We start from the raw sequence: 14,045 nt of genomic DNA on the forward strand, positions 1-14,045 counted from the left end.
AACAACAGAACTTCGTTCAAGTTCTCCTTACCCGGCTTTTGATCTGTGGGTTTTGGCAAACTCAAGGAACAGATGGGCCGATTCTTCCGGCGCCTCAATCATCGGTGCGTGGCCAATCCCTTCCAGGATCTCCAGTCGGGCTCCGGGAATTGCCTCCAGAAAGGCTTCTCCGTTGCGGTAGTCAAGTATGCGGTCCTCTTTACCCCAGACGATGAGGACGGGGACTTGGGTGCGCTTGATGGTGTTGCGGAAATCCGATGTGAAGCCGACTTCCTTTATGGCGGCAAAGATCACTTTGTTCACCTTCTGATTGGCGATGGCTTTTTCTTCCATAACACTCAAGATCGGCCAGGGAACGAAGGGCTGCTCTTCCATTGCAAAGTCCATCAAACGCTTGAAGTCACCAGGTTTGCTGGGAATCAGGGGGTTGTCACCAGCGAGGACCATATCGACCATCTCGTTTTCATAATCGAGAATGCCCGCAGGATCGAACAGAACAGCCGTTTTGATCTTGTTGGGGTAGGTGGCAGCGTAGAGTGCGGTAATGCCGCCGCCCATGGAGTTGCCCATCATATGCATGCCGTTTATGCCCAGTGCCTCGAGAATGCGATCAAGATGGCCAACCTGCTCCTCCAGCCTGTAACCCAGGTCCAGCGGTTTGCTGCTCTCGCCGTGGCCCGGGAGGTCTATGGCATACACGTTGAAATCATCGGTGAGCTCCCGCGCGATACGAGTCCAGTTATCCTTGTTGGCTCCAAACCCATGAACCAGAACAATCGTGTCTCCATTGTTGGCTTCTGAGTTCCGCAGGTAAGCGATGTCCAGTTCGCCCACCGTAATTTGGGCAGCTTCAAGCCCGGCAGCGGAGCGCTCAAGGTTAATGGCGGTTTCGTATATGGCATGGCGTGAGCACGCGCTTACAAGCAGCATGCATACAAGTAGAAAAGCGGCGGTGAAGGGGAATTTCTGCAGCATTGGGGCGGTTCCTGGCTGTTTGTTTTTTACACCCATTGGGTGAATGCACTCACCTTACCCTATAAAAAAGCCCGGTCATTGGCCGGGCTTTAGCTTGCAGAGCGTCGCTACGATTTTTCCCGTGCGATGGCACGATACGCAATGTCGTTGCGGTAAAATGCGCCATCCCAGCGTATTTTTTCAGCGAGCTTATAAGCCCGTTGCTGGGCTTCAGTCACGGTGTTGCCCAGTGCGGTTGCACAGAGTACCCGACCGCCACTGGTGACTACCTGGTTGCCGGTAAGGGTGGTTCCCGCGTGGAATGCCTTCTCGCCCTCAATGTCGGTTTCCGGCAGGCCGGAAATGGCGTCGCCTTTGTTATAGCTGCCGGGATAGCCCCCCGCTGCCAGAACAATACCTACCGCGGCGCGCTCGTCCCAATCGGAACTGCACTGGTCCAGATTGGCGTCGATGGCGGCCTGGCAGAGCTCAACTATGTCGGACTTCATACGCAGCAGGATGGGCTGGGTTTCCGGGTCGCCAAAGCGGCAGTTGAACTCGATAACCCTGGGTGCTCCAGAGGTGTCAATCATCAGGCCTGCATACAGGAACCCCTTGTAGGGATGGCCTTCGGCTGCCATGCCACGAACCGTCGGGTAAATGACTTCATTCATGATGCGCTCGTGTACATCAGCGGTTACCACAGGGGCAGGAGAGTAGGCCCCCATGCCGCCGGTGTTCGGGCCAGTATCACCATCGCCTACGCGCTTATGATCTTGAGAGGTGGCCATGGGAAGCACATGCTCACCATCCACCATCACAATAAAGCTGGCTTCTTCTCCGTCGAGGAACTCTTCAACAACAACACGGCTGCCGGCGTCGCCAAAAGCGTTGCCTGCCAGCATGTCGCGGACGGCATTCTCAGCCTCTTCCAGAGTCATGGCTACGATCACGCCCTTGCCTGCGGCCAGGCCGTCTGCCTTGACGACAATGGGCGCACCCTGTTTGCGAACGTAAGCCAAGGCTTCGTCTACGTCAGTGAAATTGCCGTAGGCAGCAGAAGGAATATTCTGGCGGGCAAGGAAATCCTTGGTGAACGCCTTGGAGCCTTCCAGTTGCGCCGCGCCGGCGCTAGGGCCGAATACGCGCAGGCCACGTTCTTCAAAGAGATCCACTATGCCCGCCACCAAAGGTGCTTCGGGGCCAACGATGGTAAGGCCGACGTTGTTCTCAGTGGCAAATTTGGCCAGGCCTTCAAGATCCAGCACGTCAATACTGATGTTCTTAACGCCCGGCTCGCGGGCGGTTCCGGCGTTGCCTGGTGCTACGAAAACTGTATCTGCCTCCGGAGACTGTGCCGCCTTCCAGGCCAGTGCGTGCTCGCGCCCACCGCTGCCGATTACCAGAATGTTCATATCTCGCTACCCTATACGTTTACAAAGTGTCGTATCAGTGCCGGAAATGGCGCATACCGGTGAATACCATGGCAATGCCGTGCTCGTTGGCGGCGTCGATCACTTCCTGATCACGCATGGAGCCGCCCGGCTGTATAACGGCTGTGATTCCGGCCTCGGCGGCTGCATCAATGCCATCCCGGAACGGGAAGAAGGCATCTGACGCCATAACCGAACCCTTCACTTCCAGGTTTTCATCGGCGGCTTTAATACCGGCAATGCGGGCGCTGTAAACGCGGCTCATCTGACCTGCGCCAACACCGATGGTACGCCCCGCCCGGGCATAAACGATGGCGTTGGACTTCACGTATTTAGCCACTTCCCAGGCGAACAGCAGGTCGTTCAGCTCCTGCTCGGTTGGTTGGCGGTTGGTCACGACTTTTACGTCGGCCATGGCGACCATGCCCAGGTCGCGATCCTGAACCAGAAGGCCGCCGGTTACGCGCTTGAAGTCCATGGTTTGGGCGCGTTCACCGCCGAGGTCTCCACAGGCCAGCAAGCGTACATTCTTTTTGGTGGCAACCAGCGCTATCGCTTCAGGCGCGATGGTTGGCGCAATAATGACTTCCACAAACTGGCGCTCAATGATTGCCTTGGCGGTTTCTGCGTCCAGCTCCCGGTTGAAGGCAATGATGCCGCCAAAGGCCGAGGTGGGATCGGTGGCAAAAGCCAGGTCATAGGCCTGGAGGATATCCGCACCAATTGCCACGCCACAGGGGTTGGCGTGTTTGACGATCACGCAGGCCGGGTCTGCAAACGGCTTCACGCACTCCAGGGCGGCGTCAGTATCCGCTACGTTGTTGTAGGACAGCTCTTTGCCCTGAAGCTGCTTTGCCGTGGCAATACTGGCTTCCTTCGGGTTGCGTTCGGCATAGAATGCTGCGCGCTGGTGTGGGTTTTCACCGTAACGCATGTCCTGAACTTTCACATACTGACTGTTGAACGTACGCGGGAAATCGGCGTTGTCATTATCGGCGGTGCGGCCACCCAGGTAGTTGGCGATGGCGCCGTCGTAGCCTGCGGTATGCTCAAAGGCTTTTACCGCCAGATCAAAGCGGGTGCTGTGGCTCAGCTGGCCATCGTTATCATTCAGCTCCTTCAGAACGCGGTCGTAATCTGAAGCGTTGACCACGATGGCGACGTCGGCGTGGTTCTTCGCCGCTGCACGAACCATGGTCGGGCCACCGATGTCGATGTTTTCAATAGCGGTGGCAAGATCGCAGTCCGGATTGGCAACTGTGGATTCGAATGGGTACAGGTTCACTACAACCATATCAATCGGGTTGATGCCGTGCTCGCCCATGATTGCGTCGTCTGTGCCCCGGCGACCCAGAATGCCGCCGTGTATTTTCGGATGCAGGGTTTTTACCCGGCCGTCCATCATCTCCGGAAAGCCCGTGTAGTCAGAGACTTCGGTAACAGGAACGCTGTGTTGTTGCAGGAGGCGAAAGGTGCCCCCGGTGGAGAGCAGTTCGATACCGCGGCCGGTGAGGGCGCGCCCGAACTCGACGATGCCGGATTTATCACTGACGCTGATCAGTGCGCGACGAACGGAGGTATTAGCCTGGTTTGCCATGGGGTCACATTCTTCACTTGGGGTGAACGAACGAGGGCCTCGCGAAGGGTGTCCGGGAGGCCCTCATCAAGTCAGGGTGCTTCGATTATAGCAGGCCGTACTGCTTCAGCTTCTTGCGCAGGGTTCCGCGGTTCAGGCCGAGCATGGTGGATGCCTTGGTCTGGTTGTTGCGGGTGTACTTCATTACCTGCTCCAGCAGCGGTGCTTCTACCTCGGAAAGCACCAGTTGGTACACTTCGGTAACGGGCGCACCGTCAAGCTGAGTGAAGTAGTTTTTCAGGGCCACTTCAACGTTATCGCGCAGGGTAACGGTGTTGCCGCTGCTGTTCACCGTTTGCAGTTGGTTAATATCATCGTTGGCCGGGGCGTTCAGGGTGTTGTTTGCCAAAGTCTCAGCGGTCATGCTGCGAATTCCTCTCCATTTCGTAAACCTGAAAAATACTGTCGGATACTGTCTTTCTGCTCTAACGCTTCGTCGAATGTATTGAAGCGATTGCGGAACTGTTTGCCGGGGTCGTGGGACTGCAGATACCAGCCCACGTGTTTCCTGGCAATGCGCACGCCCATAAGCTCTCCGTAGAAGCTGTGCAGGGCGTCAAGGTGTTCACTTAAAATCTGTTCTACTTCGCTCAGTGGGGGCGCTGGCAGGTGCTGACCGGTTTCAAGGAAATGCAGTATTTCCCGGAAAATCCATGGGCTTCCCTGCGCCGCTCGGCCGATGAGCAGGCCATCGGCTCCGGTATGCTCCAGAACCCGACGGGCCTTTTCGGGTGATGTAATATCACCGTTGGCGAACACCGGAATGCTTATGCTGGATTTTACCTCAGCAATGGTGTCGTACTCGGCATCGCCGTTGTACTTGTCGGCCCGGGTACGGCCGTGAATCGCCAACGCCTGAATGCCGCTATCTTCTGCCATACGCGCAATCGTCAGTGCGTTGCGATTGTCTTGATCCCAGCCGGTTCGCATTTTCAGAGTGACCGGAATATCAACGGCATTAACCACTGCTTCCAGTATTTTCCGCACCAGATTCTCATCTTTCATCAGCGCTGAGCCGGCTGCTTTGTTGCACACCTTTTTGGCCGGACAGCCCATATTGATGTCGATAATCTGGGCTCCAGACTCTGCGTTCAGGCGGGCCGCGTTGGCCAGCATTTCCGGGTCACCGCCGGCAATCTGCACGGATCTGGGCTCTGGCTCACCGCTATGATCCATACGGGTTCTGGATTTGCGTGTATGCCAGAGCTTACTGTCAGCGATAACCATTTCAGACACTGCCAAGCCTGCGCCCATTCTGCGGCAAAGCAGCCGGAAGGGGCGGTCTGTTACACCCGCCATGGGTGCAACAATCAGCGGATTGGGCAGGGTGTACGGCCCGATTTTTGCCATTGGCAACATGGTCTGAATCCGTATCACGGCAGATTGAGCATAAGCCGGAGTGGGGCGGTTGTTTAATAAATAACCGATGCCAGTTCCGAAGGGCGCTAATGATACCGCCGGGGGGGCTGTGATTGAAGGGGCAGTGAGGCGAAAAAACTGATTATTTTTCGCTCTTTCTGGTTGACTTTTGCTCTACTAGGTGGCGACTGGCGTGTCCGCCAGGTCATCATCGCCAAACAGTCTCAAGGCGCGTAGGGCCGGAAGCTGATGTTGTAATTGACGGCATCCCGGCCAGGGTCGCGAATACTTATCGCAATGCGAACCGGTGTTTGCACCGGCATGATATCGAGCTCTTCGCCCTCGCCCGCAAGGTATTCCGCAGGTGTGAAAACGCTTTGAGCAACCACGTCGCCATTCAGGTTGGAGAAGGTCAGGGCAATGGCCGGGAAGGGTTGCTGAAAGTCCGCCTGGTTGACAATGACTGCATCGACAATCAGTTGGCTGCGGTTTTCCGGGTCGGTACGTACGACCAGTTTGCGGCTCTGGATGGCGCCAACGTTGATCAAAGGCTTCAGTTCACAGCCAGCCAGCTCGCAGCCCTTTTCATAAAACGGGCGGAGCTCCGGTACCGCAGATAGCCGATCAAACTGGAACCAGGTTATTTGTGCAATCAGAACTCCCACAAGGCCAAGCACAATCACTGACCAGACCACTGTGCGCAGCAAGCTTTTATTGTTGCCACCTATCGATACAGGGTCATGCCTGAGGTCGCCAAACTGCCCACTTGCTGTGAAGGGCTCATCCTGTTGCGTGCTCTCGTAGTCTGATGCACCGCCATGTTCGTTGGCAAAGGACTCAAATGCAGGATCGGGCCGTTCGTTAATATAAAAGTCTGATGCTTCTTCCCCGGGCTGCTCGTTGGTCGGTTCGCCGCCGCTGGTAGCGCCGGAGCCTGCAGGCTCAGCGAAAGACTTTTGTTTCTGCGGTGGTTCCGGTTTGGGCTCTGGCTCGGGTGTTGTCTGCGGCTTCTCTGTGTCTGCTTTCGGTATGGGTTGGGCAGGTGTGGTGTCTTCCTGAAGAATCGCTTCGGCCCAGCTTTCATCAACGTTTTCGGCGAGATCGTCGTCATCTGTATGATCCCGTGCAGACGAATCCCGGTCGTCAAAGCCACGAAAGCTATCACTCAACTCATCATCGGAAAACGTCAGTCTGGTGCCGGCATAACGGCCCTCTTCGGCATCTTCCTCCGGGTTGTCAGCGAAGATGAAGTTTTCGTCTGTTATATCGCTTGCGAAGCCAGTGGCGGAGCGCTCGGGCGAAGGCTGGTCTGATGGGGCTCGCGGGGAAGCCTCTGCTGGCGCACGGTTGCTGGTCTCAGAGCTTGCTCCTGGCGTCTTGGCCGCGGCGTTTGCCACCTGGTGCTCGACCGCATTAAAGACATCCATACAGTGTCCACAGCGCACTTTGCCCTTGGCAATGCCAAGTTGCTCATCGGTAACCCGGAACCGGGTACGACATTTGGGGCACTGGGTCTGCAGGCTACTCTGGGGCATGCTTCGTTCCTGAAAGCGACTGAACTACGAGTCTGGGAGTTTAGTTGTTAAAACAGCCTTCGTCATCTGTCGTTACGTCGTCCTGTGAGGCGTATCCACTCTTCACGCTGTTCTGGCTCATCCATAATAAACCAGGGTTCATAGGCGGCCATCACCTCGCGGGCCTGATTCGACAGAATGCCTGAAAGCACCAGGTCGCCCCCTGGCTTTGTGAGTGTTGCCAGGTGCGGTGCCAAGCCGATCAGAGGCTGCGCCAGAATGTTCGCCAGCATTACATCGGATTTGGTATCGGGCTCGTTTTCGGGAAGATAAAGATCCAGCCTGGCTTCGTCTACGCCGTTACGGTTGGCGTTTTCCCGGCTCGCTTCCAGAGCCTGGTGGTCGGTGTCTACGCCAACCACGTGGTTCGCTCCCAAAAGCAGTGCCGCCAAACCCAGTATTCCCGAGCCGCAGCCGTAATCGGTAATCTGTTTGCCAGTTACATCCTGCCCGTCCAGCCACTCAAGGCAGAGGGCCGTGGTCGGGTGTGTTCCCGTCCCGAAGGCGAGGCCGGGATCAAGCATAAGGTTGGCGGCATCAGGATCGGGTGCTTCACGCCAGCTGGGTACGATCCACAGGCGCTTGCCGAACTGCAGTGGGTGAAAGTCGTCCATGCAGGCTCTTTCCCAGTCCTTGTCTTCGACCAGAGTTACGTCAATGTTGGCGAGGGATTGCTGGGTTTGCTGGTGCCAGGCATCGCGCACATCCGTACACAGCTGGTCAATATCCCGGTCTGACTGAAAGAGCCCGGTAACGGTGGTCTGACTCCACAAGGGGGTGGTGCCGTGATCGGGTTCGTAGAGAGGCTGATCTGCGGCGTCTTCCATGGAGACGGCGTCAGCGCCCATCTCCATAAGCAGATCCTCAAGCTGATCCGCAGTATCGGGATCAGCCGGGATCTGAAGTTGTATCCAGGGCATAGTTTTTCCTGCAATGTGATGCAGAAGGCTAGTCCCGCATCAGTTTCTCAAGGTAGTGAATGGTGAAGTCTACCGTTTTAAAGCCGCCATCGCGCACCAGTTTCCGATGCAAAGGCTGATTGGTTTTAATTCCTTCGATCAAAAGCTCATCAAGGGCGTTCTTCATTCGCCTCCGTGCTATCTGTCGATCGTCGCCCCAGGTAATCAGCTTGGCAATCAGTGAGTCGTAATACGGCGGAACCGTATAACCGCTGTAGAGGTGTGAATCCACCCGCACGCCATAACCGCCAGGGGCATGGAAGTGCTTCACTTTGCCGGGGCTGGGCACAAAGGTATCGGGGTCTTCCGCGTTGATGCGGCATTCCATAGCGTGACCGCTGATGTGTATATCTTCCTGCTTGTACTGAAGCGGCAGGCCGCTTGCAATGCGCAATTGTTCGCGAACAATATCAACACCGGTAACCATTTCGGAGACCGGGTGCTCCACCTGCACGCGTGTGTTCATTTCAATGAAGAAGAACTCGCCATCCTGATACAGGAACTCAAAGGTGCCAGCGCCGACATAGCCGATTTCCTTACAGGCATCCACGCAGGCCTTGAGTGTGCGCTCGCGGGATTCCGCATTGATGTTCGGAGCGGGCGCTTCTTCTATCACCTTCTGATTGCGACGCTGCATGGAGCAGTCACGGTCACCCAGGTGGATGCAGTTGCCGTGCATGTCCGCCAGAATCTGAACTTCCACGTGGCGTGGGGTTTCCAGAAACTTTTCCAGATAAACCGTGGGGTCGCCAAAGGCATTCCGGGCCTCGGTCTGGGTAATCTGGACGGCCTTGAGCAGCGCAGCTTCGGAATGAACCACCTGCATGCCACGGCCGCCGCCGCCGGAGGCCGCCTTGATCATAACCGGATAGCCAATTCGGCGAGCAACTTGCAGGGTGCGCTCGTCATCCTCTGTCAGCGGACCGTCTGAGCCCGGGACAGTGGGAACTCCGGCGCGAATCATCGCGTTAATGGCCGAAACCTTGTTGCCCATCAGGCGAATGGTTTCGGCTCGGGGACCGATGAAGCGGAAGCCGCTTTTTTCGACCTGTTCAGCGAAGTCGGCATTCTCGGCAAGAAAGCCGTAGCCCGGGTGGATGCCTACTGAATCCGTCACTTCAGCCGCGCTGATAATGGCTGGAATGTTGAGGTAGCTTTCCAAAGGGCTGTTGGGGCCGATACAGACGGATTCATCGGCCAGACGCACGTGCATCAGATCACGGTCAACCTGTGAATGAACCGCTACGGTTTTGATGCCGAGCTCTTTACAGGCACGCAAGATCCGGAGGGCTATTTCACCCCGGTTTGCGATCAGAACTTTTTCTAACATGGCCATGAGTAGCTATCACCGGGTTCAGGAAATGATTAACAGCGGCTGGTCAAACTCTACAGGTTGACCGTTATCAACCAGAATTTCTGTGACCGTACCGCTCTTGTCGGCCTCAATCTGGTTCATCATTTTCATGGCCTCTACGATGCAGACAACATCGCCGGCTTTAACCTGTTGGCCGATTTCTGCAAAAGAATCGGCTGTGGGAGAAGGCGCCCGGTAGAAAGTCCCAACCATGGGAGAACGCAGCGCGTGCCCGCTGTGAACTGTCTGCTGCGAGCTGTCTTCCTGAACTGGTCCCGGGGTTTCCGGTGCCGGAGCATACTGGGGCTGCGGTGGTGCATAGTGGCTGATGTACTGGCCGCCGGAAACCTGTTCACGACGACGCGAGATGCGAACAGAATCATCGCCCTCGTGAATCTCAAGCTCTTCGACGTCAGACTCCTCGAGCAGTTCGATCAGTTTCTTGATTTTGCGAATATCCATAGTCAATCCAGTCCCGTGTTGTCAGGTCTATCGGTGAGTTCGTTGCATGGCGGCCTGAAGCGCGAGGTCGTACCCCTGGCTGCCCAGTCCACAGATAACGCCTTCGGCGATATCGGAAAAATAGGAGTGATGGCGGAATGTTTCTCGCGCATGCACGTTTGAAAGATGCACTTCTATAAATGGAATTCCTGAAGCCAGTATGGCATCCCGCAAGGCAATGCTGGTGTGGGTGAAGGCAGCAGGATTGATAATGATGAAATCCACACCTTCTGCCCGCGCCTCGTGAATCCGCTCGATCAGTTCGTATTCAGCGTTGGATTGAAGATGCAACAAGTGGTGCCCTTGATCTGCTGCCTTATTCCGCAACCGGTCATCGATGTCTGCCAGAGTCTCGTGGCCATAAACCTCAGGCTCGCGGGTTCCGAGCATGTTCAGGTTTGGACCATGGAGCACGAGAATTGTCGACATGGATGTGTTTGCCTTTGTCTCTTTATTAACAGGATCGCCGAATTTAACGGCATGTTCCACCAATGGTGTGTGCTTTTATTCTTCAGATCAACATTTTTTGACAATGATCCTTCATGGCCCCGGATCGCACAAAAAAGAACGTGAAAGCCGAACCGGAACCTATCTAATGATAGCAATCATTGTCGTGAACGGTAGGGAGGACTTCTATACGACGATGGTTTCATACGGGCGACCTGTCACGGCCACCCGACCCGTTACTTCGTCTTTCAATTATCGGCAAGCGTGACGCAGTTGCGGTTATGTTCTTTGGAGGCGTAGAGAGCGCGGTCGGCGCGCTCGCACAGCGTCTGGGACGATTCATTATTCCAGGCGGCTATACCGCAACTGAAGGTCACGTTGAATTCCCTGTCACCTGCAGGTTGTTGGAGTTCCGAAAAGCGTTCGCGGATTTCGTTGAGAACATTGCGGGCATCGCTTGGACGTGTGTCGGGGAGGATAATCGCGAACTCCTCACCGCCATACCGGCCGATATGGTCGGTTTTACGCAGGCGCTGCTTGAGGAACATCGAGAGACTTCGAAGAACCCGGTCGCCAATGGGGTGGCCGAAGGTATCGTTTACCCGTTTGAAATAGTCGATATCGATCATCGCAAAGCACAGTGGCTGGTTCTTCTGTCGTGCACGACCGATTTCCTGATCCAGCAGATGCAGCGTGTGGGTGTGGTTGTAAAGGCCGGTGAGGCTGTCACGGATCATCAGGGCGAGCAGGGAGCGCGCGCGCCGGCCGCGGTTATGGAGCGTTGCGATAAGGTGCTTGGGATCAATGGGTTTGGTCAGAAAGTCATCGCCGCCCAGGCTCATGGCGTGCAACTGCTTGGTAACGTCGTCTTCGGCTGAGAGGTAAATAATGGGCACGCTGTGAAGCCGGTCCTGCTGACGGATTACCCGGGCAATCTCCATGCCGGTGCAGCCAGGCATGTACATGTCGAGAATGATGATTTCCGGGGAGAACATGTCCAGCGCATCAACGATTTCCATGGGGTCGGTAATGATGTGTGCGGTCATTCCCGCGCGCTTCAAAACAGTTTCCATGAACTTTGCCTGTGCCCTGGAGTCGTCCAGAACCAGTACCCGATAGGGTTCAACGGCGTTGCCGTGGGTATAGGTTTCGATTTTCTCGATAAGCTGGCCCGGATCAACCGCCGGGTAGAAAAACTCTTCACCGCCACAGCGGGAGGCCCGCAGGCGGGTCTGAATGGTGCCGTCTTCGTCGCTCATGAAAATAATCGGGATGGGCGTGTCGTGCCGCTCCTGCAAATGTTCAATCGTGGCGATGCCCGCATTCGGCCTGCCACCAAAATTCACGTCCATCAAAATGGTTTCGGGTTTATGGAGCGCGCAGGCCTCGGTCAGTTCCTCGGCAGAATCGAAAGCTGATGCACGGAAGCCGAAAAACTCGAGCTGGCGAATTAATCTGATTGCCATCTCGGCGTTTGCTAGCGCGATGTAAACCGGTGTGCGCCGGAACTGGTGAGGGGCTTCGGTGTTGCGTTGATCCGTTCGCCGCAAGGTGCTGCGTGCAAGCGCGTCAATGGCATCCTGAAGCTGCCGCTCGGTTGCATCGTCCAGAGCTGTATCGGCAGGCCAGTCGCGGAGGATCCCGAGAACGGTGTTGCCAGCTTCGGCATGACCTGCCATCTCAAACCGCTGCGCGTAGCGCACAAGCTTGTCGGAGGCAGACTTTAGCTCTTCGCGGTGGGCGGTAAAGGAACCCTTATTCGTGTGAATTTTTTGCCAGGTGTCCAGCACAACCCGCGCCTGGGTTGTTACGCGGCGTGCAAAATGTTGCCTGAGTTTTTCTTTCTGGCTTGCGTCGTTCATTGTGCTCCGGCCTGTCTCTTTTCTTTATGGGCCGTCCTTTGCGGTATGGACGATTTTCCCAACCTTAATATGTTTCCGGAGTCTATAGTGTTTTGAGTTGTCGGCGAAGGTTGCACTGTGTAACTGTTTGTCACTTCTGCGGTGTATATAGAGGGCACCATAGGTTAGGATCGGTATAGACCGTTTGCACAGCCAATAAACAGACAAGGGGCTCAACGTAATATGCCAGGCAAAATCAGACAGTATTTCAGAGACAAGAAAGATGATGCTCAGGATTACGCTGGCAACAACGGCGTGATTGGCAAATTTTTAGCGGTTGTTCTGCTGGTCTATCTCATAGTGGCGGTAGTGGTGGGAATGTACTGGAGCAGTGAGCCGGAATCCTTCTCTGTACGCGAACACACCCGTGCCGTCGCCAATGAGATGCAGAGAGAGCCCATAACCGGTTTTGCCACGACTGTTACGATGATCCGCATAGCCGAAACCCTTCTGGACAAGCCGGGCGGGTACATCACCAACGATATATTCCCGCCGGGCCTTTGGCTGGATAACATGCCCAACTGGGAATACGGTGTACTGGTTCAGTTGCGAGATCTGTCCCGCGCCATGCGCAAGGACATCAGCCGCTCCCAGAGCCAGTCGGCGGAAGATCCGGATCTGATCATTGCCGAGCCGCAATTTCATTTTGACAGCGCAAGCTGGGCCATTCCATCGACAGAGGCCGAGTACCGCCGAGGCATTACCGCGCTGAAGCGCTACCTCAACCGGCTTTCCAGCCCGGAGCAGGCCAATGCGCAGTTCTATGCAAGAGCCGATAACCTTGGCAACTGGCTGGGTGATCTGGAAACCCGCCTGGGCAGCCTTTCGCGCACTCTCGGTGAAAGCGTTGGCAAAGCATCGGTGTCAGAAGCCGTCGCCAATGTTGATTCAGACAACCCTCTGAATGAAGAAACAGGTGGCGGGGATATAAAAACCGACTGGACCAAAATTGATGATGTGTTTTACGAAGCCCGGGGCAGCTCCTGGGCCTTGCTGCACATCTTCCGCGCGATTGAAGTGGATTTCCGCAAGGTACTTCAGGACAAGAACGCTATTTCCAGCGTCAAACAGGTGATCATTGAGCTTGAAGGTGCCCAAGGCGAAATGTGGAGCCCGGTTATTCTGAATGGTAGCGGTTTTGGTGTTCTGGCGAACCATTCACTGACAATGGCGGCCTACCTGTCCCGCGCCAATGCGGCGATCAGTGACATGAGGGATCTGCTGTCTCGGGGCTAAAGGTTCCTGTGCAGGCATAAAAAAACCGGGCCGCTATGAGAGGGCCCGGTTTTTTATTTGGTGCCGATCGACTCAGCCTTTGTAGGCGTTGATCGACTCGACGATAGCTTTCCTGGCAGCGTCCGCATTGTCCCAGCCCTGCACCTTGACCCACTTGCCTGGCTCAAGAGTTTTATAGTTTTCAAAGAAGTGTTGGATCTGGTCGCGCAGCAGCGTTGGCAGATCTTCGACTTCCTTCACATCCTGATAGGCGTTGGTCAGCTTGCTATGGGGCACTGCGACCAGCTTGGCGTCACCACCGGCTTCGTCTTCCATGTTCAGGACGCCTACCGGGCGGCAGCGAATCACTGAACCGGCCTGAAGCGGGTAAGGCGTAACAACCAGAACGTCCAGTGGGTCGCCGTCATCAGCCAGAGTGTGGGGAATAAACCCGTAGTTTGCAGGATAAAACATGGGAGTAGCCATGAATCGATCTACCAGCAAAGCGCCCATGTCCTTGTCCAGTTCGTACTTGACCGGAGAACTGTTAGCCGGAATCTCGATGGCAACGTAAATATCTTCAGGCGGGTTTTTGCCTGCGGGGATGTTGTCGAATTGCATGTGCGATCCTTCCTGATATGTGAGGTTCGTTTAACTGTGCTTGAAAAGTGAGCGCAATTATACGGGACTCTACAATCATTCGAAACTAAAC

The 14,045-nt window shown here is 55.6% G+C and carries 13 protein-coding genes; 1 reads left to right on the forward strand and 12 read right to left on the reverse strand.

The features are described 5' to 3' along the window. Positions 1-27 precede the first annotated feature (27 nt). From FFI90_RS09610 to FFI90_RS09660, 11 genes are all read right to left on the reverse strand, one after another. Positions 28-975: an alpha/beta fold hydrolase gene (locus tag FFI90_RS09610; RefSeq protein ID WP_144777801.1), complete on the reverse strand. Its 948-nt coding sequence runs from the start codon at positions 973-975 to the stop codon at positions 28-30. 107 nt (positions 976-1,082) lie between these two features. Continuing rightward, positions 1,083-2,369 carry a phosphoribosylamine--glycine ligase gene (gene purD, locus FFI90_RS09615; RefSeq protein ID WP_144777802.1) on the reverse strand — a complete coding sequence of 429 codons (1,287 nt, stop codon included), beginning with the start codon at positions 2,367-2,369 and terminating at the stop codon, positions 1,083-1,085. A 34-nt stretch (positions 2,370-2,403) separates the two neighbouring features. After that, a complete protein-coding gene (gene purH / locus FFI90_RS09620; RefSeq protein WP_144777803.1) occupies positions 2,404-3,984 on the reverse strand; it encodes a bifunctional phosphoribosylaminoimidazolecarboxamide formyltransferase/IMP cyclohydrolase in 1,581 nt (526 codons plus the stop codon). Positions 3,985-4,069: 85 nt separating this feature from the next. Continuing rightward, positions 4,070-4,387 carry a DNA-binding transcriptional regulator Fis gene (gene fis / locus FFI90_RS09625; RefSeq protein ID WP_144777804.1) on the reverse strand — a complete coding sequence of 106 codons (318 nt, stop codon included), beginning with the start codon at positions 4,385-4,387 and terminating at the stop codon, positions 4,070-4,072. Continuing rightward, on the reverse strand, positions 4,384-5,379 hold the full coding sequence (dusB, locus tag FFI90_RS09630; RefSeq protein ID WP_186317978.1) for a tRNA dihydrouridine synthase DusB: 996 nt from the start codon (positions 5,377-5,379) through the stop codon (positions 4,384-4,386). Before dusB ends, fis begins: the two co-directional genes overlap by 4 nt. Before the next feature lie 227 nt (positions 5,380-5,606). Next, the gene (locus FFI90_RS09635; RefSeq protein ID WP_144777806.1) at positions 5,607-6,917 is read right to left on the reverse strand and encodes a DUF3426 domain-containing protein; all 1,311 of its coding nucleotides are present in this window, start codon (positions 6,915-6,917) and stop codon (positions 5,607-5,609) included. A 62-nt stretch (positions 6,918-6,979) separates the two neighbouring features. After that, a complete protein-coding gene (prmA, locus tag FFI90_RS09640) occupies positions 6,980-7,876 on the reverse strand; it encodes a 50S ribosomal protein L11 methyltransferase (protein WP_144777807.1) in 897 nt (298 codons plus the stop codon). Between the two features lie 28 nt (positions 7,877-7,904). After that, positions 7,905-9,251, reverse strand: coding sequence for an acetyl-CoA carboxylase biotin carboxylase subunit (gene accC / locus FFI90_RS09645; RefSeq protein WP_144777808.1), 1,347 nt, complete (start codon positions 9,249-9,251; stop codon positions 7,905-7,907). An 18-nt stretch (positions 9,252-9,269) separates the two neighbouring features. Continuing rightward, entirely contained in the window at positions 9,270-9,731 is a 462-nt protein-coding gene (gene accB, locus FFI90_RS09650; protein WP_144777809.1) for an acetyl-CoA carboxylase biotin carboxyl carrier protein, read from the reverse strand. 27 nt (positions 9,732-9,758) lie between these two features. Beyond that, positions 9,759-10,199 carry a type II 3-dehydroquinate dehydratase gene (gene aroQ, locus FFI90_RS09655; RefSeq protein ID WP_144777810.1) on the reverse strand — a complete coding sequence of 147 codons (441 nt, stop codon included), beginning with the start codon at positions 10,197-10,199 and terminating at the stop codon, positions 9,759-9,761. Positions 10,200-10,465: 266 nt separating this feature from the next. Continuing rightward, the gene (locus tag FFI90_RS09660; RefSeq protein ID WP_144777811.1) at positions 10,466-12,079 is read right to left on the reverse strand and encodes a GGDEF domain-containing response regulator; all 1,614 of its coding nucleotides are present in this window, start codon (positions 12,077-12,079) and stop codon (positions 10,466-10,468) included. A 222-nt stretch (positions 12,080-12,301) separates the two neighbouring features. Here FFI90_RS09660 and FFI90_RS09665 point away from each other — a divergent pair, with 222 nt between their 5' ends. Then, positions 12,302-13,354, forward strand: coding sequence for a DUF2333 family protein (locus FFI90_RS09665; protein WP_144777812.1), 1,053 nt, complete (start codon positions 12,302-12,304; stop codon positions 13,352-13,354). 72 nt (positions 13,355-13,426) lie between these two features. On the opposite strand, the gene ppa is transcribed toward FFI90_RS09665, so the two are convergent. Next, positions 13,427-13,954, reverse strand: a complete 528-nt coding sequence (ppa, locus tag FFI90_RS09670; protein ID WP_144777813.1) for an inorganic diphosphatase — start codon at positions 13,952-13,954, stop codon at positions 13,427-13,429. Between the last annotated feature and the right edge of the window lie 91 nt (positions 13,955-14,045).

It is taken from the genome of Marinobacter maritimus (genome assembly GCF_007671675.1).
Classification (GTDB): Bacteria; Pseudomonadota; Gammaproteobacteria; order Pseudomonadales; family Oleiphilaceae; genus Marinobacter; species Marinobacter maritimus.